Origin of the sequence: Colwellia echini (genome assembly GCF_002843355.2) — a bacterium.
Taxonomy (GTDB): Bacteria; Pseudomonadota; Gammaproteobacteria; order Enterobacterales; family Alteromonadaceae; genus Colwellia; species Colwellia echini.
The window spans coordinates 13,553-32,160 of the sequence record NZ_PJAI02000001.1 but is presented as its reverse complement, the minus strand read 5'-3'; the positions used below and the strand labels follow the sequence as shown (position 1 = coordinate 32,160).

The window sequence follows — 18,608 nt, the reverse complement described above, 5'->3', positions numbered from 1 at the left end:
TCTGGCTTAAAATTCTGACTTAAAATTTTGATTAAAAGTATTCAGGTTTAAAGTTTTCCGGTTTAAAGGCAATTAACGCTAAAGACAAACGCTAAAGACAAACGCTAAAGACAAACGCTAAACAGCAAAAATAAATTGCCAAGCTGCCGCCAACAATAGCAATAAAAATAAGCTACCGTAAATTGAAAAATTAACCTTGCTGCTCGCTTTAATCATATCTATTGGCATAGGTTGATTACTTGTATCATTGAACGCTGTTTTACGTAGTTTTTCTGCTTCTGTAATTAGTATCAAAGAGTGATCTTTCTCAATGCCCTCTTTATGCGGGTTCGCTTTATCAGCAGCATCTGGAGTGTCAGTTTCTTGCAAATAAATAGCAACGCCACCTAACCTGACGGAAAGTGATAAAGCATGCATAGCAAGAATAAAGTTATTATTGAGTTCAAAAAAGTAATGTCGAGTTAATTTCCAAAAGCGAAAACTCCCTTGACCTAAACAACCCAATAACAACATTAACGCCATTAAACGATTAGGTAACCATTGCAATAATTGGCTAAACATTTGACTATAAAAACCAAAAAATTGATATTTTCTTAGCTTAGTATTCCAACAGTAATGCATTTCCAATATCAAGCGGTAGCTTAAAGCTGTTAATGGCCCAGCAAGAACAAACAAAAAACTTACCACATAAATTTGCTGCATACTGCGCAGTAATTGCATTTCAATCGCGGCTTTACTCAAACCAACAATTGAAAGGTTTTCTGTTTCTCTTAACACTAAAGGTTTGAGTGTTTGTTTAGCTAAATGCTTTTGTTTGCTAACTAAGGCTTGCGCTATATCTTTGTTTACTTGACCAAGGTATAAACTACCAAGCGCGCAGTACAGCAATAAACCTTGCCATAGATATTCAACTTCAACAAATTCATCAAACAACCATAAAATAATAGTGATTGGCACTAAAGTGATTAGCAGCGCTAACAAGCCGGCAATAATTTGTTGGGTACTGCTATTTTTACTATTGTTAACTTTCTTACCTAGTTGTAAGCAATAAAACTGAAAATAGCGTAATGGTTCGTGAACAATGAAATGACTAACAACAGCTTTAATGATCAGCACAGCCACAAGAATCAGCACATGATATGTGAAAGGTGTTAACTCTGATAATGCGATCATTAAATATCCTTTTTAGTTGTTAGCCTAGTAACTAATAATCTCGTGGTTACACTTTAGATGTATTAGCTTTGAGAAAGTGCTTTGCCTTTAAGCTGTGCTAACATGTTTAATACTAGTTGCGATGAATTAACCGCTGCAGTTTCTAAATATTCTTCAAACGTATGTGGCGATTCTTTACCGGCAATATCAGAAAGTGAACGGATCACAACAAACGGTGTTTTAAGTTGTAAACACGCCTGAGCAATAGCAGCACCTTCCATTTCAACTGCTGCCATAGTTGGGAAGTTATTTCGTGCTTTAGCAACATCCTCTTCCTTGGTCATAAAGGTATCACCTGTAGTAATTAACCCAACAATTGCTTTAACGTCTTTGTCAGTAGATAACTGTTCAATTCCTTGTTTAGCTGCGGCAACTAAATCAGCATGTGGCATAAATGCGGCAGGGTTTGCCGGTAACTGACCAACTTCATAGCCAAAGGCAGTTAAGTCAACATCGTGATAACGTACTTCAGAACTAACCACAATATCGCCCACTTTTAACGAGGTATCAAAACCGCCAGCAGAGCCAGTGTTAACTACATAATCTACAGCAAAACGGTCAATTAATATCGCCGTTGCCAATGCTGCGGCAACTTTACCGATACCTGATTGTACAATAACGACTTCAGTGCCATCTAACTCACCCTGATGAAAGGTATAACCCGCATGTTCAATACTTGTAGCATCACTTAACTTGGCTTTTAAAATGGCTACTTCTGGCTCCATCGCGCCAATAATTCCTGCTTTCATACTCTAAAACTCCTGAATGTATAATTCTTTTTAAGGTAAATAACTTATTTTTGGATAAATTTATAACTTACTTCATTCGCAATAAGCTTGTAAGCCATAGAAAATAAAGTTATCGATATAATGTATTTCTTTGGCGATAGCCTTGTCATTATCATAGCCGGATTCATCAATTGATTCATGACAGTGGTGAGTCTCGGTTAATAATAGCTCAGTTAACGCTAAACCATTACCGCCAGTTAATATAATGACATCTAATGTGCCGTACTCTTGTGCTTGACCAATACCTTGTTGGATCATGCCTAAAGTGGCACTCCAGCAAGCATTATGTACATTATCGTTGGTATTTTTGCCAAAGCTTATAGCTGAATTAGCCTGTTCATCCGCCGTTACTAACGTACTATTATTTAATAAACTAGCGCGTAAAGTATCAATACCAGCCAATATCCAACCACCTTGGTGCTGTCCGCTTTTAGCTAAAAAATCGACTGTTGTTGCTGTACCGGCATCAATAATTAACACGTTTTTATTCGGGTAATGTTGCGCTGCTGCTAATAACGCTAACCAACGATCTATACCTAACTTACTTGGGTCTTGGTAAGCAGAAACTACATTATTTTTTTGTTTCTCACTAAACACTTGAGTAAAACTGACATTCTGTGTTTTACACCATGTTTTTAATGCATCTGTTAAGGTGGAACTACCTACATTAGCAACGATAATTTTTGTTGCTTGGCTAAAGTGATTGGCAAAATCATCGACTGAAAAATCAATATTACTTAATTGCGTGATCGCTGATAGCTTGATTGACTCACTACCTTCAAGACGATGCACATATTTAATTCGACTATTACCAATATCAATTAAAAATATCATTGATCCATCCTAAGACTTACTTCACCGCCATAAATAGGCTTAACTACACCATTAACCTCTAACAGTAGTGCACCTTGATTATTAACCCCGCGACAAATGCCTTGAGTAATTCGCTCACCAGTAATAAGTTTTACTCGCTGATTTAAAAACGCGTCATGGGCATGCCATTCATCTAACATTGAGCTTAAGCCTGTTTGCTGATATTGCTGTAACCGTTGACGTAAACTATTAATTAATTGCGCGCTAAACACATTTCTATCAATTTTAACCTTGCTATGTGATTGTAAATCAGTCCATTTCTGTTCTATTAATTTCCCCATATCTACTGGCATATTAAGATTTAAACCAATACCAATGACACAGTGACTTGGCTCTAACGCCTGGCCATCAAGATCAATTAAAATACCTGCCAGTTTCACGCCATCAAGATAAATGTCATTTGGCCACTTTAGCTGAACTTGAACGCCACTTTGCGCTTGAACTGCATCGCTCACCGCTAAAGCTGTGACTAAACTTAATCCCATTGCCGCAGATAAACCTTGCTCTAAATACCAGTACATTGATAAATAAATTTGCGAGCCAAAAGGTGAGATCCACTGCCTACCACGACGCCCACGCCCTGCACTTTGATATTCAGCTAAACAGACTTGCCCAGTAATCACTTGATTAGGCAAACGGCGCATTAAATAATCATTAGTTGAGTCAATTAAACTGTGCACTTCAACCAAATGTTGGTTATTTATTTTTGCTGTTTGTGTATCTAACAAGCTCACAATTTTATCTTTTTCTAATAACTGTAACGGTTGTGCTAATTTGTAGCCTTTACCGGTTACGCTAAAAATGTCTAAACCCATTTCAGTGAGCGCTTTTACATGTTTAGCGATTGCCGTGCGACTAATATTTAATTGCTCGCCAAGTAACTGACCTGAGATAAAGTCGCCAGCTGCTAATGATTTTATTAAATGCTCTTTTACCGTTTTAGTCATGGTGTAATTTTCCAATGGGATTAGCGTCATTCAATGTAATGAATGATTGTTCACCTTCTGCGCTGATCATTCTTACTTCAGGCGTTAACATAACAGAGAATTTTTTATTCACGATACGCTGAACATATTTGGCTAAACTAATAATATCGCAACCCAAATCGCTACCATAATTAACTAATACCAAAGCTTGTTGCTGATGCACACCAACTTCTTGGTGGCGAAAGCCTTTTAAACCCGCTTGGTCGATTAACCAAGCTGCAGCGAGTTTAACCTCACCATTGGCTTGCGGATAATGTGGAATATCAGGAAAGCGTTGTTGTAACTGGGTAAACTCAACAGCACTAACAACAGGGTTTTTGAAGAAGCTGCCTGCATTTGGCAATACTTTAGGATCAGGTAATTTACTACTGCGTAAAGCGATAACTTGATTCATAACCTCTGTAGCGCTACTTGTTTTGACTAACGAGTCTAATCCCGCATAAGATAAATTTGGTTGCCAAGCTTTAGGAAATTTAAAGCTAACGTGAGTGATTAAGCCTTTATTGTAAAAAGCGTGTTTAAAAATACTTTCACGATAGGCAAAATCACAATCTTCTTTAACTAACGTATGTAAAGTTTTACTGGCAAATTCATACCACTGTATTTCATCACAAAAATCAGCAAACTCTACACCATAAGCACCAATGTTTTGTACGGGAGCTGCACCAACACTTCCAGGAATTAAAGCTAAATTTTCTAAACCATTAATGCCCTTCTCTAAACAAAAGCACACCAAATCATGCCAATTTTCAGCCGCACCAACAGTAACAAGGAAATGTTCTGCTTGCTCATCAATATTAATGCCATGAAATTTTGGTTGAATAATCACAGGCGCATTTTCTTCCACAAATAAGGTATTACTGCCCTCACCTAATATATAAAAATTCGTAGCTGTTAAATCCGGCAATTGTTGTAATTCGGCCAAATTACTTGGGAAGTAAATATGCGAACAACTCGCCTTAATATTGAAGCTGTTATTATTTTTTAACGGGTAATTGTGGTTTGATTGCATAGCCATCAACATGAAAAGTGAAAAATATTTAATGTAAGGCATTGTACTTAAAAATGCGCCTAACACCAATCGCTTAACACTATTGATTCAAACTGTTTTAACCTGATTTATCTCAATATCAACATTGTAGAAATAACTGACAGAATTAATTAGCAAAAGCACTTTTGATTACGTACAGTGGAGCTATAAATTTGTCACTAGGAGTGTTTTTAAATTAAAGAATAACAAGTGATCAATTCAATTATCGATACTTTCAAGTTAATATTTGCTTTCGTAAGGTGTTAAATTACTCAAGGACATATATGACATATATTTTATTAATCATTAGCCTGCTAGCTTTAAGCGCCTGCGGAAGTGATACTAATGAGCAAGTTGCCGAAATTACTGATCCCAGTGATACTATTGATAGCAATGGCTTTGCTTTACAAAATGTTAGATTTGATGCAAGCGATTACTATGAAGGAGAACAAGTTACTGTTACACCAGGCACTAGCTTTGAAGTTCAATGGGTGTCGCCTACTTCAGCGGCCTACAAAATTGATTTCTATTTATCGACCAATGCTGAAGGCTATTCTGAAAACAATCAAGTCGTAGGACTTAAATGTGGTAATACCTCTTTTTCACTTTGTCCAAATGCAACAGGTGAGGTGCAATGTGTTATTGATGACAACAAGCTGTCATGCTCTGTTGGTAATGAGTCTGTAGGTATTAAAAACTTTCAGGAAACAGCAACTTTAGGTTTTATCATTAGAGCTTGTGATGGACTAGGTGACTGTGATGTAAAAGCCTTTGATTTGATAATAGAAAGTAATACACCAAACACAAATGCTCTTCTATAAAATAATGTTAAAATTAACTTCAAACTCAGATTAAGCTATTTTAACCTGAGCTGAGGTTAACTAAATGTAAAAAGTTGTGGGGTTAACTCAAACTATAAACGCACTAAAACATCTTCCATCGCCAAACGGGATTTAGGTAATTTAGCGTTAAAGTCTTCTTCGGGATGATGATAACCAATAGCAAGTGCAGTATCACACTGATAACCCGCCAACTCTTCACTGAACTCTTTGTTGACTAAGTCAATATCAATACCTTCCATAGGGGTTGAATCAATTTTAAGTCGCGCCAGCGTGTGTAAAGTATTACCTAAAGCTAGGTAAGTTTGTGCTTTGGTCCACGCACTAGTATCCCCTGTGTCACTGGTATTAAGATCTGCAAACAAATATAGATCAAACGCAGTTTCACGGTTTTCAAGCGTTGTGCGCTTATCTGCAATACCTTTATCAATTACTTTAGCGTAATCTTCACGAGTATATTTAGGATTATACGCAAATAATATTAATTGCGAGCTATCGAATACATGTTTTAAATTATAATGATGCATGTTAACGAATGTTTTACTCATGCGGATTTTGGCTTCATCACTTTCGAGAACAATAAATTTCCAAGGCTGTGAGTTAATTGATGATGCAGATAAACGCATTGCTTCATATAGAACATCCAAATCAGCCTGAGCTATTTTTCTTGTTGGATCGTATTTTTTTACTGTGTGTCTATGAGTTAAGTCTTTAATTATTGGGTGAGTCATAAAGTTATCGTCTAGTTGTTTGTTTGTTTGTTTGTTTGTTTTAGTTATCTTCGTTAATTTTGAAATTTTTAATAAAGTATTTTATTTATATATTATTGATTTACATCTACAACTACACGGCCAGTAATTTCACCATTAAGTAATTTAGTCGCTGCCGTTATTGATTCTTCTAAGCTAATGATATTAACAATAGAATCCATTTCAGCGCTAGGTAAAATATCAGCTAGCTTTTGCCATGCTTCAACTCTGTCTGCTTTAGAGCGCATAACACTATCAATACCCAATAAAGACACACCTCGTAAAATGAATGGCGCAACAGATGCAGGGAAGTCCATACCTTGAGCTAAACCACAAGCGGCAACTGCGCCGCCATAGTTAACGCTGGCACAAACATTAGCTAAAGTATGACTACCAACAGAGTCAATTGCACCAGCCCATTGCTCTTTCATTAAGGGTTTACCAGGCACCGATAACTCAGCTCGATCAATTATTTCACTTGCACCTAACGCTTTTAAGTAATTATGTTGTGCGGCACTTCCTGTTGATGCTACAACGGTATAACCCATTAACGATAAAATTTTTACTGCAAAGCTACCAACTCCGCCTGTTGCGCCAGTTACCAAAATTTTTCCACTTTTGGGGGTAACACCATTTTTTTCTAGGGCGATTATACTAAGCATGGCGGTATAGCCCGCAGTACCAAGTGACATAGCTTGCAGTGGCGAGAATTTTTCAGGTAACGGAATTAGCCAGTCACTTTTTACTCTCGCTTTTTGAGATAAACCGCCTTTATATTTTTCACCTACGCCATAACCGTTTAATAAAACTTTGTCGCCAACGTTAAAATCATCACTTTCGCTGTATTCAACTACGCCGCTAAAATCAATTCCTGGGATCATAGGAAAACTTCTAATAACAGGTGCTTTGCCAGTAATAGCTAAAGCGTCTTTGTAATTAAGCGTACTGTATTGCACCTTAACTAACACATTACCTTCGGTTAAGGTGTCTTCATTAAGTTGTACGCAAGTTGTTTGATAACCATTTTTTTCATCTTTATTGATTTGTAAACAGGTAAACATAATAACCTCTTTTTAAAGTCTAAATGATGTATGAATTGTTTATAACATTCTGTTTATTTTATTGCTTATTTCTTGTACTTAAAGTTAGTCTAGTTTCATTAATGTTGAAAAATGATGCATGAAAAGATCAATAGGTTGTGTTGATTTAACTAACTTACAGCGACTTACAGCCCCTTCCCAGCCTAACCAAAAAAACTCAGCTAAAGAATCAGTTTCAATATTACTAAGCTCAAGGCTATGATTAGGATTATCAGTAAAACCCGCATTTAAATCTGTTAAATACTTCGATACTTTATTTTGCCAGCCTTGCATCACCTGAAATAATTTTTCGCGATGACTATCAGGCAACAATGCAATTTCTTGCTCTAAATTACCAACCAGACAACCGCGTTTAAAGTCATACTTTTCAATGCCTGCTTTAGCATCATCAACAAAACTCGTTAATCGTTGCTTTAGTGGTAAATTTTCATTAGATAAATGTGCATCGAGCTTACGACAAAAATAGTTATCGTAATAATCAATAACCGCTAAACCAAAAGCCTCTTTACTTGCAAAATAATAATAAAAAGATCCCTTAGGTATAGACACTTTTTTTAATATTTGATCTAAGCCAGAAGCAGCAAAGCCAAATTGAGTGAAATGCTCAACACCACTACGAATTAACTCATCTTTGGTTACTGCGCTATCACGGCCTGATTTTGCAGGCCTACCTCTGGGCTTTTTATTTTCATTTTGCATAATGTATTGTGTGATTTTTTAAGTTTATCTTTAATTAAATACATAATAGACCGACCGTCTATTTAAATGCAATAGTTAATCCATGCGTTAGTAGCGAGAGAGTCATGAAGATATAAATGAAACTTTACCGTCACGCACTAGTCAAATTCACTAACCATTTAGTCAATTTGGCTAAATTATTAGATTATGATTGAAGAACTTAAATTTAAGAAAACAATCAAAACTTGAATAATACATAAATATCAATCAATTAAGATATTAATAGGTATTGGCACAGCATTTGTACTACTTAGCTTAAGAAACTTACCCCGTAAATTTTTTATACAACTAATGAGGATTACCTGATGGGATTATTTAGTCGATTTACCGATATTATCAATGCAAACTTAAATAGCATGTTAGACAAAGCCGAGCATCCGGAGAAAATGATCCGCTTAATTATTGGCGAAATGGAAGAAACCTTAGTTGAAGTACGCTCAACTGCTGCTAAAAATATTGCCGAGCAAAAAAATTTAGCTCGAAAAATAGCGAATACTCAAAAAGCTATCAGTCATTGGCAAACTAAAGCTGAACTTGCATTAACTAAAGGTCGTGAAGACTTAGCAAAATCAGCATTAGCACAAAAACATAACAGCCAAAAAGAGTTAATAGCCTTTGAGGATGAGAATTCATTATTAACCGAGCTACTCGCCAATATACAAACTGATGCGCAACATTTACAAGAAAAATTAACAGAAGCTAAAAACCGTCAAGCCAACTTAATACGTCGCCAAAACTCTGCTGAAGTACGATTAAAAGTACGTGAAAAAGCTGTGGTTCATAGTATTGATGCCGCAATGGCTAAGTTTGAGCGTTATCAATCAAAAATTGATCATCTTGAAGCTCAGGTTGAATCTTATGACCTTACAGATAAACAAGATTTAGCCTCACAAATATCTGCATTAGCAGCAGATGACGCAATAGAAAATGAATTAGCTGAAATGAAAAAGCAAGCAGCAAGCGCGGCATAAATTTTTAATAAATAAAGAAGAAAATAAGGTACAGCCATGAGATACGACAGAGAGTATTCACCCATTAAAGATGTTCCACAATCTTTAGCGAAAGACCTGAATAATAAAAAGTTAACCGGTGTTTGTGCCGGTATTGCCAAGCATTTTAATTATTCGCCATTAGCCGTGCGCGTTGTTGCCATAGCATTACTTATCGCGATTCCCATTGTTACAGGAGGCGCTTACCTTGCGGCAAGTTTAATATTACCTAGCAGATATTACTAACAGTAACCTTCGATAGGCTGTCTAAATTCAGCCATTACAAATACAATTAACGGTAAGTGAGTAAAAAATGAGTTTCTTTAAGTCTTTATGCCTAGCTATTTTAGCCACCCTCTTTTTAACTTATGTGTTTGGCGCGAGTTTATTGGAATGGACCAATTTACAAGTAACTATGAATGGTGAAGCTATTGAACCTATTAAAGCAATTGGCTTTTCCGCATTAGTGACTGTGCTATTGGTTATTGCAGCACTCGCCATTGTGCTTAGCGTATTTGGTGGAATTGTGTTTATTGGTTTAATTATTGTCGGTAGTATTGCTATGTTCACTTTAGGTGTGTTCTGGCCCGTGTTATTGATTGCACTAGTCATTTGGTTGCTCACCTCTAATAAAGGCGCTAAACAGATGAAAAATCAAAGCACTAAGCATACGGCATAGGGTTTATATACTCGTTACCAGTTAAGAGCCTGTTCAGAAAATACTATTACGAATTAACTCAAATACCTATTCGGTTAGTGCACTAAATAGAGCGGCTATTTAAAAAACTTCGCGATAATCTTTTTACAATCAGCTGAATTAACTAATTTAAAAAAGGCTTGACTCTCATCCTCAATAGTTTGTTTTAATAAAGAGTTATTGGCCTGCCTAATGAGTTTTCGACTTGTCATCACAGACTCAACCGGTAAGTTAGCAATGGTTTTAGCAACTTCAATAGTCTGTGCGATTAGTTCCTCTGATTGACAGACTTTATTAACAATGCCAAATTCTAATGCTTGTTCGGCATTAAAACTTTCACCTAACACCATTAATTCAAAAGCTTTATTAGCGCCAACTTTCTGAGTTAATAACAGGCTAGAGCCCGCTTCTGGACATAACGCCAGTTTGGTAAACGGCAGTTGAAAGTAACTATTAGTAGCTGCAATAACCATGTCACAATGCAATAGTAAAGTAGTCCCAATACCAACAGCCACGCCTGCGACACTGGCAATAAGAGGCTTAGTGAATTGCGATAAAACCTTAACAAATTCAAGCGCAGCTAAATCATCGTCTGCTGTGCATTGTAAAAAGTCCGCTAAATCATTACCGGCGCAAAAACAGTGTTCATTGCCCTGGATAACAACACAATGAATGCTCGCAGTTTGCTCAGCATAAGCAAAGTACTGGCAAAGTTGCTGATACATAGCATTAGTTAAAGCATTTTTTTTGTCGCCGCGGTTCAAGGTAATAGTAAAAACACCTTGTTCTTCTGCGGTTAAAATTAACTGACTCATTTGTTATCCTCTGGTTTTACTATAGTATTAGCAAAAGTATATGTATTATATTTTGTATAAGATATAGTCAAACCTTACTGTTTGTAATCAAGGATGTATAGATACAATGAAAATTAATATCACTTTAAAGTTATTATTTTGTTTCAGCTTGATGCTAGGATTTATTAATATTTGCCATGCAAAAGACCAAATTTTAGTAACCGACGGGTATGTCAAAGCGAATATTCCAGGTAGTAGTGTTACCGCTGCTTACATGACTATTTCCAATCCAATGGATAAAGCAATTACTTTACAAAAGGTGACTAGTGATATTTCACCTAATATCGAAATTCATGAGCACAGTATGAGCAACGGCATGATGCGAATGCGTGAAGTTGGGCAGATTAAAATCGACGCAAATAGTAAGGTTGTACTTCAACCCTCAGGTTTACACTTAATGATTTTTTCAGTAACAGAGCAAATATCCGAAAAAGATAGCGTCGTATTAACCTTACATTTTGCCGATCAAAGTAAAATAAATATTCAATTACCTGTTTCGCAATATAAATAGTACAATAACTAGTAATTTCATTCTGGGAGTAGATATCAACGTGAATACAGAAAAAGGCCTTTCTAAAAAAATTATTCTTTGGATCTTCGTTGGAATATTCATTCTATTTTATGCTATTGGCATTTATTGGAGCAGTGAACCAGATTCCTTAAATATTCATGCTGAAGTTACTCAAGCAGCCAAAGCAGATAACGTTGCGCCTGTAGTTGGTTATACAACTACTACCGTATTGATAAAAGTGAGTGAAAAATTACTAAACAAACCGGGCGGCTATTTATCAAATGACATTATGCCACCCTCAGTTTTGTTAGATAACATGCCTGCTTGGGAGTTTGGCGTATTAGAAATGGTGCGTGATATGGCACTGGTTATGCGTAAAGACTTCAGCCGTTCACAATCACAATCACTTGTTAATAAACACTTACAAGACGCACAACCACGCTTTAATATAAACAATACCAATTGGGCAATGCCAAGCGCTGAGTCTGAATACAGTGAAGCTATTAAACAACTTTATGCTTACCGTAGTGCTTTAGTGAGCACTAACAGCAAAAATAAAGCTCAATTTTATGCTCGTGCTGATAACTTACGCGCTTACATTGAAGAAGTACAAAAACGCTTAGGTAGTTATTCACACCGCTTAAGTATGAGTGTAGGCCACGATCAAATGGACACTGATTTAGCTGGTGACAAGCCAGCCCAACAATCAAGCCAAGGTGTAGCTCAGCAGCAATTACAAACAAGTTGGTGGAAAATAGATGATGTGTTCTTTGAAGCACGCGGCGCAACGTGGGCATTACTACAATTATTGAGAGCTGTTGAAATAGATTTTAATAGCATATTAGAAAACAAAAATGCAAAAATTAGCTTACAACAGATAATTCGTGAATTAGAAGCAAGCCAAGCACCGTTATGGAGCCCAATGGTTTTAAACGGAAGTGGTTTCGGTTTAGTGGCTAATCACTCATTGGTAATGGCAAACTATATATCTCGTGCTAATGCAGCATTAATTGATTTAAATGAACTTTTAACCAAAGGATAACAACATGAAAAAAACTATATTAGCTGCCAGCGTAGCAGCAATGATGTGTGGTACTGCACAAGCTGATACAATTTTAGGGTTATATATTGGTGGCCAATTTTGGGCTGCCGATGCCAGCGGTAGCTTTGGTGAAGGTAGTGATAACCAAGCCGTTTTTGAATTTGATGATAAACAACAAGGTAATTTTTACGTTGCTCTTGAACATCCAATTCCATTGATTCCAAATATTAAAATAGCTTCGACAACGCTTGATACTGTTGGTGGTACGCAGATTTCATCATCTTTTACCTTCAACAACCAAACTTATTCAGCAAATTCAACTTTAGATACTACCCTTGATGCTAGTTTTATTGACTACACTTTGTACTATGAAGTATTTGATAATGATTTATTTACCTTTGATTTTGGTTTAACAGCGCGTGATTTAGATGCTTACATTCACGTTGAAAAACCACAAAGTTCATTAGAAAGTGATTTAAAAGTAGATGGTTATATTCCAATGCTTTACCTAAATGGCATTATCGGTTTACCTTTTACAGGTTTCAACGTATTTGCTGAAGGTAACTTTGTTAGTTATAGCGATCAAACCGTTTATGATGTACAAGCGGGTATAAGCTATGCGGTATTAGATAATCTTGCTGTAGATCTAGATATTAACGTAGGCTACCGCATCGTGAAAATGGAATTAGATGACATAGATAACTTTTACAGTGACTTAACTTATGATGGTTTCTTTGCTGGTGCGGTTGTTCACTTCTAAAACGCTTCACTTCTAAGTTTTTTCACTGCTGTATTCTCTGCACAGTGAATAGATGATCAAGACCTTGAATATGAAAATGTTCAAGGTCTTTTTATTTGATCGGCCTCAATATCATACCCCACAGCATTAACTATTGATTATTGTGATATGAAAAACGCCCATAACGCTTATGTAAAATACCAACACGCTCTACATACACTTGCGTTTCTTTATAAGGAGGAATGCCGCCGTACCTTTTAACCGCACCTTCTCCTGCATTATATGCCGCAGAAGCGAGCTTATTATCGCCATTATATTTTTTCAACAAGCGTGATAAATGTTTCACCCCGCCAATAATATTTTGCTGAGCACTAAACGAATTTTTCACCCCTAGCTCCAGGGCTGTCGCCGGCATTAATTGCATTAAGCCCTGTGCGCCCTGTTTAGAAATAGCTTGATAGTTAAAATGAGATTCAGCATGAATAACCGCGCGCACATAAGCAGGGTCAATCCCATATTTTAATGCTGATTGGTTAATTTCAGACTGATAAGGTGTTAAATAAAGTTTAGCTTTACGCCAGTCAATTAACGAGTCAACTTCACAGGCATAACAATCCATACGATATACTGTAAATTCAACCTCCATTGGCTCTATGTCAGAGAAAGACATCACCCCTGATGAAGATTTATAGGTATAAATGGTTGAGGTTTCCTTAGCGGACACCTGATTTAATGCCAAGCTTAAGCACAACAAAATAAAATAACCATAAAAATAATAGGATATTTTTTGTTGTCTATTTGGCCAACCGCTGATCTTTTTAACTCCTAGTGACTTCAACTTTTTACCTATTAATTAGTTACTTACGAATTACTTAGTACAATTACTCATGAAATATCAATTCTATATTCTTTTTTGGAATAAAAAATCGCTATCTATTCCTTTTGATCTGATAAGAATTTGTCTATCCTGCCCGCATCAATTGTCATAGGTGAAAATAGTTATGTTGCCAGAGCAGCGCTTATTAAATCAAAATACATCAAATTCAGCAAACACTAGTAGTTCACTAGATGCTAATCAATTAGCTTCTCTTCAACAAACAGTTGCTGGTTTATCTTCATTACAACTTGCATGGGCAAGTGGTTATTTAGCAGCAAAAAGTGAACAAGGTGGCAATGCTCAACTTGCTCCTGCAGCTGCATCAGCTGTTGTTGCAGCTAAAACATTAACTATATTATATGCATCACAAACAGGTAATGCCAAAGGTGTTGCTAGTAAATTAGCAGCAAGTGCTAAAGCTGCTGGTATTACTGTAGTACTTAAAAACACTGCCGACTTTAAAGCAAAAGGATTAAAAAATGAAACACATTTATTAATCGTTGCAAGTACTAACGGTGAAGGTGAAGCGCCTGATGACGCAATTGAATTCCATGAATTCTTATTAGGTAAAAAAGCACCTAAATTACCAGAACTTAAGTACAGCGTTTTAGCTTTAGGCGACAGCAGCTACGAGTTTTTCTGTCAAACAGGTAAAGACTTTGACGATCGCTTAAAAGCATTGGGCGCTACACAAGTCGCACCACGTGTTGATTGTGATGTTGATTACGATACAGATTCAGAAAACTGGATATCAAGTATTGTTGACACTTTAAAAGACGAGCTTACCCAAACAGCAACTACGGCACCTGCTGCTAATGTTGGTGCTCTAGCTACAGCCGGCGCTGAAAGCCAATACACTAAGCAAAATCCGTATGCTGCAGAGTTTTCATTAAGCCAAAAAATTACTGGTCGTGATTCTGCTAAAGATGTTCGTCACATTGAAATTGATTTAGGCGAATCTGGCTTAACTTACCAAGTAGGTGATGCTTTAGGTGTTTGGTTTGAGAATGACGAAACTTTAGTAACTAACTTATTAAGCGAACTTGGCTTTTCAGGCGATGAAAAAGTTAACTTAAAAGTGTCTGGTGAAGAGCAAGAATTTACTTTAAAAAATGCTTTAATTAGCCAACTAGAAATTACCCAAACTGCACCTGCATTTATTGAATTTTGGGCATTACAGTCTAAAGACGCTAAATTAGCAGAGTTAGCAAGTGATAAAAATGCTGCCCGTGAATTTTCAGGTGAAAATCAAATAATTGATGTTGTTAAATTAGCTAAAGCTGATATTGACGCACAAACATTTGTTGATGCGTTACGTAAAATCACTCCACGCTTATACTCTATCGCTTCTGCACAATCTGAAGTGGAAGAAGAAGTTCACTTAACTGTTGGTGTAGTTAACTTTGACAAAAACGGTGAACCTCGTGTTGGCGGTGCTTCTGGTTTCTTAGCAAATCGTTTAGAAGAAGGCCAAACAGTACGTGTTTTTGTTGAGCACAATGACAACTTCCGTTTACCACAATCAGATGAAACGCCTGTTATCATGATTGGTCCTGGTACTGGTGTTGCGCCATTTAGAGCTTTCATGCAAGAACGTGAAGCGCGTGATGCAAGCGGCGATAACTGGATGTTTTTTGGTGATCAAACTTTCACGCAAGACTTCTTATACCAAGTTGAATGGCAGAACTATTTAAAATCTGGCTTGTTAACCAAAATGGACGTAGCTTTCTCTCGCGACCAAGCAGAAAAAGTATACGTACAAGACCGTTTAAAAGAAAACGCTAGCGAAGTATTTGCTTGGTTAGAGCGTGGCGCACATTTATACATTTGTGGCGATGCTAACCGTATGGCAAAAGATGTACATAACACTTTACTTGAAATAATCGCAGAGCACGGCAAGTTAAGTACTGAACAAGCCGAAGATTACTTAAAATCACTTAGATCAAATAAGCGTTACCAGAAGGATGTTTACTAATGAGCAACAAGTTAACAAAAGTTGAAAACCCTGTACTAATTGTTGAAGGTAAACAGGCTGACAACGAACGCTTAAAAGCGGAAAGCGACTTTCTTCGTGGTACTATTTTAGAAGATTTACAAGACCGAATGACTGGCGGCTTTACAGCTGATAACTTCCAGTTAATTCGTACTCACGGTATGTATCAACAAGATGACCGTGACATTCGTGCTGAACGTCAAAAGCAAAAGCTTGAACCGTTACATAACGTAATGCTTCGTGCACGTTTACCAGGTGGTATTATTAGTACCGACCAATGGTTAGCAATTGATAAGTTTGCTGATGAATATACGTCTTACGGCAGTATTCGTTTAACTACACGTCAAACCTTTCAGTTTCACGGTGTATTAAAGCCAAACATTAAATTAATGCACCAAACACTTAACAGTGTTGGTCTTGATTCAATTGCTACGGCGGGTGATGTTAACCGCAACGTACTTTGTACTTCTAACCCTGTTGAGTCAGAGTTACATCAAGAAGCTTACGAGTGGGCTATTAAGCTTAGTGAGCACTTACTTCCTAAAACTCGTGCTTATGCTGAGATTTGGTTAGATGAAGAGCGCGTTGAAACAACCGAAGGTGAAGAAGTTGAGCCAATTTTAGGTAGCAACTATTTACCACGTAAATTCAAAACAACTGTAGTTATTCCACCAAACAACGATATTGATGTTCACGCTAACGACTTAAACTTTGTAGCAATTAGTGAAAACGGTAAGTTAATTGGTTTTAACGTACTTGTTGGTGGCGGTTTAGCCATGACTCACGGTGATAACTCTACTTACCCACGTTGTGCTGATGACTTTGGTTTTATTCCAAAAGAAAAAGCATTAGACGTTGCCGCAGCGGTTGTAACAACACAGCGTGATTGGGGTAACCGTGTTAACCGTAAAAATGCGAAAACCAAATACACACTAGACCGTGTAGGTGCTGACGCGTTTAGAGCTGAAGTTGAAGAACGTGCGGGTGTTAAATTTGAAGATTCACGTCCATACGAATTTACTCATCGTGGCGATAGCTTCGGTTGGGTTGCAGGTATTGATGGTAAAGAACATTTAACTTTATTCATAGAAAATGGTCGTATTCTTGATTTAGATGGCGTGCCTACAGGCAATAAAGCCTTAAAAACAGGTATGTTAGAAATCGCTAAAATTCATAAAGGTGATTTCCGTTTAACCGCAAACCAAAACTTAATAGTTGCAGGTGTTGCACCAGAAGATAAAGCCACTATCGAGAAAATTGCGCGTGAACATGGTTTAATTAGCGACAAAGTATCTAACCAACGTATGAGCTCTATGGCTTGTGTTGCTTTCCCTACTTGTCCGTTAGCAATGGCTGAAGCTGAGCGTTACTTACCAGGTTTAGTTGACGATGTTGAAGCAATTCTTGAAAAGAACAACCTAAAAGACGAAAGCATTATCTTACGTGTTACTGGTTGTCCTAACGGCTGTGGCCGTGCAATGCTTGCTGAAATTGGTTTAGTAGGTAAAGGGCCGGGTAAATACAACATGTATTTAGGTAGTGACTTAGCTGGCTCACGTGTACCTAAGCTTTACAAAGAAAATGTTGATGAAGCGATGATCTTAAGCGAAATTGATGCGTTAACTGCACGTTGGTCTGCAGAGCGTAACGACAATGAAGCTTTCGGTGATTTCGTTATTCGCGCCGGCATTGTAGAGCAAGTAATAGTTAGTTTTAGAGATTTTCATCATGCCTAATATGGCAAATAGTTCGGCAACCAATACAGCAACTAATGCTGCAGGGATAATTACTGAACTTGAGTTTCCAAACCCAGCGTTAGCTGATTGGAACCAAGCACTTGAAAAGCAAACGGCACAACAGCGCGCTGAATGGGCAATGCAAAACTTGCCTGGCGCTTTTGTATTGTCATCAAGTTTTGGTATTCAATCTGCGGTAATGTTGCATTTGTTAACGCAAGTAGATAGCAATATCCCTGTATTGCTAACTGATACAGGTCATTTGTTTCCTGAAACTTATCGCTTTATTGAACAAATGACTGAACGCTTAAACTTGAACTTAAAAGTTTATCAAGCTGAAGAAAGTGCTGCATGGCAAATGGCTAAATACGGTGAAGAGTGGGCATCAACTGATGAAGCACTTAAAGCTTATAATCGCCGTAATAAAGTAGAGCCATTAGAACGTGGCTTAACCGAGCTTGAAGCACAAACATGGTTTTCAGGTGTTCGTCGTCAACAGTCTGAACATCGACAAGGTTTAGGCGTTGTAGGTACATTACGTGGTCGTTATAAAGTGCATCCAATCATTGATTGGAGCAATAAAGACGTACACCAATACTTAACTAAACATAACTTACCTTATCATCCATTATGGGATGAAGGTTATGTATCAGTGGGTGACGTACACAGTACTCGTCCATTAACGTTAGGTATGACCGAAGAAGAAACCCGTTTTGGTGGTGGTCAACGTGAATGTGGCTTACATACTGACGGTGATGGTATTTAGTTAGTTAATACTTTTTTCGTAACTCTTGTTACGTAATTCTTAATATTAAAAAAGCGAAAAGATGTGAGTCTTTTCGCTTTTTTGTATCT

Annotated in this window: 20 protein-coding genes; 10 read left to right on the top strand and 10 right to left on the bottom strand. The window is 37.1% G+C overall.

The genetic code is table 11. From position 1 onward, the window contains the following. Window positions 1-117: 117 nt before the first annotated feature. The 5 genes from CWS31_RS00150 to murB all read right to left on the bottom strand — a co-directional run bounded on the left by CWS31_RS00150 (window position 118) and on the right by murB (window position 4,913). Entirely contained in the window at window positions 118-1,173 is a 1,056-nt protein-coding gene (locus tag CWS31_RS00150; RefSeq protein ID WP_101343144.1) for a cobalamin biosynthesis protein CobD/CbiB, read from the bottom strand. Window positions 1,174-1,235: 62 nt separating this feature from the next. Next, window positions 1,236-1,961, bottom strand: a complete 726-nt coding sequence (gene mtnN, locus CWS31_RS00145) for a 5'-methylthioadenosine/S-adenosylhomocysteine nucleosidase (RefSeq protein ID WP_101343143.1) — start codon at window positions 1,959-1,961, stop codon at window positions 1,236-1,238. Between the two features lie 72 nt (window positions 1,962-2,033). Further along, window positions 2,034-2,834 carry a type III pantothenate kinase gene (locus tag CWS31_RS00140; protein WP_101343142.1) on the bottom strand — a complete coding sequence of 267 codons (801 nt, stop codon included), beginning with the start codon at window positions 2,832-2,834 and terminating at the stop codon, window positions 2,034-2,036. Next, window positions 2,831-3,820 (bottom strand): bifunctional biotin--[acetyl-CoA-carboxylase] ligase/biotin operon repressor BirA, encoded by a 990-nt coding sequence (birA, locus tag CWS31_RS00135; protein ID WP_101343141.1) that lies wholly within the window; start codon window positions 3,818-3,820, stop codon window positions 2,831-2,833. Before birA ends, CWS31_RS00140 begins: the two co-directional genes overlap by 4 nt. Beyond that, the gene (murB, locus tag CWS31_RS00130) at window positions 3,813-4,913 is read right to left on the bottom strand and encodes a UDP-N-acetylmuramate dehydrogenase (protein WP_246143233.1); all 1,101 of its coding nucleotides are present in this window, start codon (window positions 4,911-4,913) and stop codon (window positions 3,813-3,815) included. Before murB ends, birA begins: the two co-directional genes overlap by 8 nt. Before the next feature lie 260 nt (window positions 4,914-5,173). On the opposite strand from murB, the gene CWS31_RS00125 reads away from it, so the two are divergent. Next, window positions 5,174-5,710 carry a hypothetical protein gene (locus tag CWS31_RS00125; RefSeq protein ID WP_101343140.1) on the top strand — a complete coding sequence of 179 codons (537 nt, stop codon included), beginning with the start codon at window positions 5,174-5,176 and terminating at the stop codon, window positions 5,708-5,710. 92 nt (window positions 5,711-5,802) lie between these two features. Here the strand turns inward: CWS31_RS00125 and CWS31_RS00120 are convergent, their stop codons facing one another. The 3 genes from CWS31_RS00120 to acuR form a co-directional block, all read right to left on the bottom strand. Further along, window positions 5,803-6,459 (bottom strand): nitroreductase family protein, encoded by a 657-nt coding sequence (locus tag CWS31_RS00120; protein ID WP_101343139.1) that lies wholly within the window; start codon window positions 6,457-6,459, stop codon window positions 5,803-5,805. 92 nt (window positions 6,460-6,551) lie between these two features. After that, the gene (acuI, locus tag CWS31_RS00115; protein ID WP_101343138.1) at window positions 6,552-7,538 is read right to left on the bottom strand and encodes an acrylyl-CoA reductase (NADPH); all 987 of its coding nucleotides are present in this window, start codon (window positions 7,536-7,538) and stop codon (window positions 6,552-6,554) included. 84 nt (window positions 7,539-7,622) lie between these two features. Then, on the bottom strand, window positions 7,623-8,276 hold the full coding sequence (gene acuR / locus CWS31_RS00110; protein ID WP_101343137.1) for an acrylate utilization transcriptional regulator AcuR: 654 nt from the start codon (window positions 8,274-8,276) through the stop codon (window positions 7,623-7,625). A gap of 344 nt (window positions 8,277-8,620) precedes the next feature. Here acuR and pspA point away from each other — a divergent pair, with 344 nt between their 5' ends. The 3 genes from pspA to CWS31_RS00095 all read left to right on the top strand — a co-directional run bounded on the left by pspA (window position 8,621) and on the right by CWS31_RS00095 (window position 9,983). After that, entirely contained in the window at window positions 8,621-9,286 is a 666-nt protein-coding gene (gene pspA / locus CWS31_RS00105; protein ID WP_101343136.1) for a phage shock protein PspA, read from the top strand. A gap of 36 nt (window positions 9,287-9,322) precedes the next feature. Further along, entirely contained in the window at window positions 9,323-9,550 is a 228-nt protein-coding gene (locus CWS31_RS00100; protein ID WP_101343135.1) for a PspC domain-containing protein, read from the top strand. Between the two features lie 67 nt (window positions 9,551-9,617). Next, window positions 9,618-9,983 (top strand): hypothetical protein, encoded by a 366-nt coding sequence (locus CWS31_RS00095; protein ID WP_101343134.1) that lies wholly within the window; start codon window positions 9,618-9,620, stop codon window positions 9,981-9,983. Window positions 9,984-10,078: 95 nt separating this feature from the next. On the opposite strand, the gene CWS31_RS00090 is transcribed toward CWS31_RS00095, so the two are convergent. Continuing rightward, window positions 10,079-10,816, bottom strand: a complete 738-nt coding sequence (locus CWS31_RS00090; protein ID WP_101343133.1) for an enoyl-CoA hydratase-related protein — start codon at window positions 10,814-10,816, stop codon at window positions 10,079-10,081. Between the two features lie 106 nt (window positions 10,817-10,922). Between CWS31_RS00090 and CWS31_RS00085 the strand changes: the two genes are divergently transcribed. From CWS31_RS00085 to CWS31_RS00075, 3 genes are read left to right on the top strand one after another with little or no spacing between them, the layout of a single operon-like run. Further along, window positions 10,923-11,366, top strand: coding sequence for a copper chaperone PCu(A)C (locus CWS31_RS00085; protein ID WP_101343132.1), 444 nt, complete (start codon window positions 10,923-10,925; stop codon window positions 11,364-11,366). 40 nt (window positions 11,367-11,406) lie between these two features. Next, window positions 11,407-12,408 (top strand): DUF2333 family protein, encoded by a 1,002-nt coding sequence (locus CWS31_RS00080; protein ID WP_101343131.1) that lies wholly within the window; start codon window positions 11,407-11,409, stop codon window positions 12,406-12,408. A 4-nt stretch (window positions 12,409-12,412) separates the two neighbouring features. After that, a complete protein-coding gene (locus CWS31_RS00075; RefSeq protein ID WP_101343130.1) occupies window positions 12,413-13,168 on the top strand; it encodes a TIGR04219 family outer membrane beta-barrel protein in 756 nt (251 codons plus the stop codon). A gap of 130 nt (window positions 13,169-13,298) precedes the next feature. Here the strand turns inward: CWS31_RS00075 and CWS31_RS00070 are convergent, their stop codons facing one another. Then, entirely contained in the window at window positions 13,299-13,985 is a 687-nt protein-coding gene (locus tag CWS31_RS00070) for a lytic transglycosylase domain-containing protein (protein ID WP_246143231.1), read from the bottom strand. Window positions 13,986-14,148: 163 nt separating this feature from the next. Between CWS31_RS00070 and CWS31_RS00065 the strand changes: the two genes are divergently transcribed. Genes CWS31_RS00065 through CWS31_RS00055 form a run of 3 tightly spaced genes read left to right on the top strand, consistent with a single transcriptional unit; the run spans window position 14,149 to window position 18,519 of the window. Beyond that, a complete protein-coding gene (locus tag CWS31_RS00065; protein WP_101343129.1) occupies window positions 14,149-15,999 on the top strand; it encodes an assimilatory sulfite reductase (NADPH) flavoprotein subunit in 1,851 nt (616 codons plus the stop codon). After that, entirely contained in the window at window positions 15,999-17,753 is a 1,755-nt protein-coding gene (gene cysI, locus CWS31_RS00060; RefSeq protein ID WP_101343128.1) for an assimilatory sulfite reductase (NADPH) hemoprotein subunit, read from the top strand. The genes CWS31_RS00065 and cysI overlap by 1 nt, the downstream gene beginning before the upstream one ends. Then, window positions 17,746-18,519, top strand: coding sequence for a phosphoadenylyl-sulfate reductase (locus CWS31_RS00055; RefSeq protein WP_211355769.1), 774 nt, complete (start codon window positions 17,746-17,748; stop codon window positions 18,517-18,519). Before cysI ends, CWS31_RS00055 begins: the two co-directional genes overlap by 8 nt. Window positions 18,520-18,608: the final 89 nt, after the last annotated feature.

Coding starts and splice junctions, on each gene's coding strand:
- CWS31_RS00120 (WP_101343139.1), bottom strand. CDS start 6,459: ATGACTCACCCAATAATTAAAGACTTAACTCATAGACACACAGTAAAA.
- acuR (WP_101343137.1), bottom strand. CDS start 8,276: ATGCAAAATGAAAATAAAAAGCCCAGAGGTAGGCCTGCAAAATCAGGC.
- CWS31_RS00085 (WP_101343132.1), top strand. CDS start 10,923: ATGAAAATTAATATCACTTTAAAGTTATTATTTTGTTTCAGCTTGATG.
- CWS31_RS00090 (WP_101343133.1), bottom strand. CDS start 10,816: ATGAGTCAGTTAATTTTAACCGCAGAAGAACAAGGTGTTTTTACTATT.
- CWS31_RS00095 (WP_101343134.1), top strand. CDS start 9,618: ATGAGTTTCTTTAAGTCTTTATGCCTAGCTATTTTAGCCACCCTCTTT.
- CWS31_RS00100 (WP_101343135.1), top strand. CDS start 9,323: ATGAGATACGACAGAGAGTATTCACCCATTAAAGATGTTCCACAATCT.
- pspA (WP_101343136.1), top strand. CDS start 8,621: ATGGGATTATTTAGTCGATTTACCGATATTATCAATGCAAACTTAAAT.
- CWS31_RS00075 (WP_101343130.1), top strand. CDS start 12,413: ATGAAAAAAACTATATTAGCTGCCAGCGTAGCAGCAATGATGTGTGGT.
- birA (WP_101343141.1), bottom strand. CDS start 3,820: ATGACTAAAACGGTAAAAGAGCATTTAATAAAATCATTAGCAGCTGGC.
- CWS31_RS00140 (WP_101343142.1), bottom strand. CDS start 2,834: ATGATATTTTTAATTGATATTGGTAATAGTCGAATTAAATATGTGCAT.
- CWS31_RS00055 (WP_211355769.1), top strand. CDS start 17,746: ATGCCTAATATGGCAAATAGTTCGGCAACCAATACAGCAACTAATGCT.
- murB (WP_246143233.1), bottom strand. CDS start 4,913: ATGCCTTACATTAAATATTTTTCACTTTTCATGTTGATGGCTATGCAA.
- mtnN (WP_101343143.1), bottom strand. CDS start 1,961: ATGAAAGCAGGAATTATTGGCGCGATGGAGCCAGAAGTAGCCATTTTA.
- acuI (WP_101343138.1), bottom strand. CDS start 7,538: ATGTTTACCTGTTTACAAATCAATAAAGATGAAAAAAATGGTTATCAA.
- CWS31_RS00065 (WP_101343129.1), top strand. CDS start 14,149: ATGTTGCCAGAGCAGCGCTTATTAAATCAAAATACATCAAATTCAGCA.
- CWS31_RS00150 (WP_101343144.1), bottom strand. CDS start 1,173: ATGATCGCATTATCAGAGTTAACACCTTTCACATATCATGTGCTGATT.
- cysI (WP_101343128.1), top strand. CDS start 15,999: ATGAGCAACAAGTTAACAAAAGTTGAAAACCCTGTACTAATTGTTGAA.
- CWS31_RS00125 (WP_101343140.1), top strand. CDS start 5,174: ATGACATATATTTTATTAATCATTAGCCTGCTAGCTTTAAGCGCCTGC.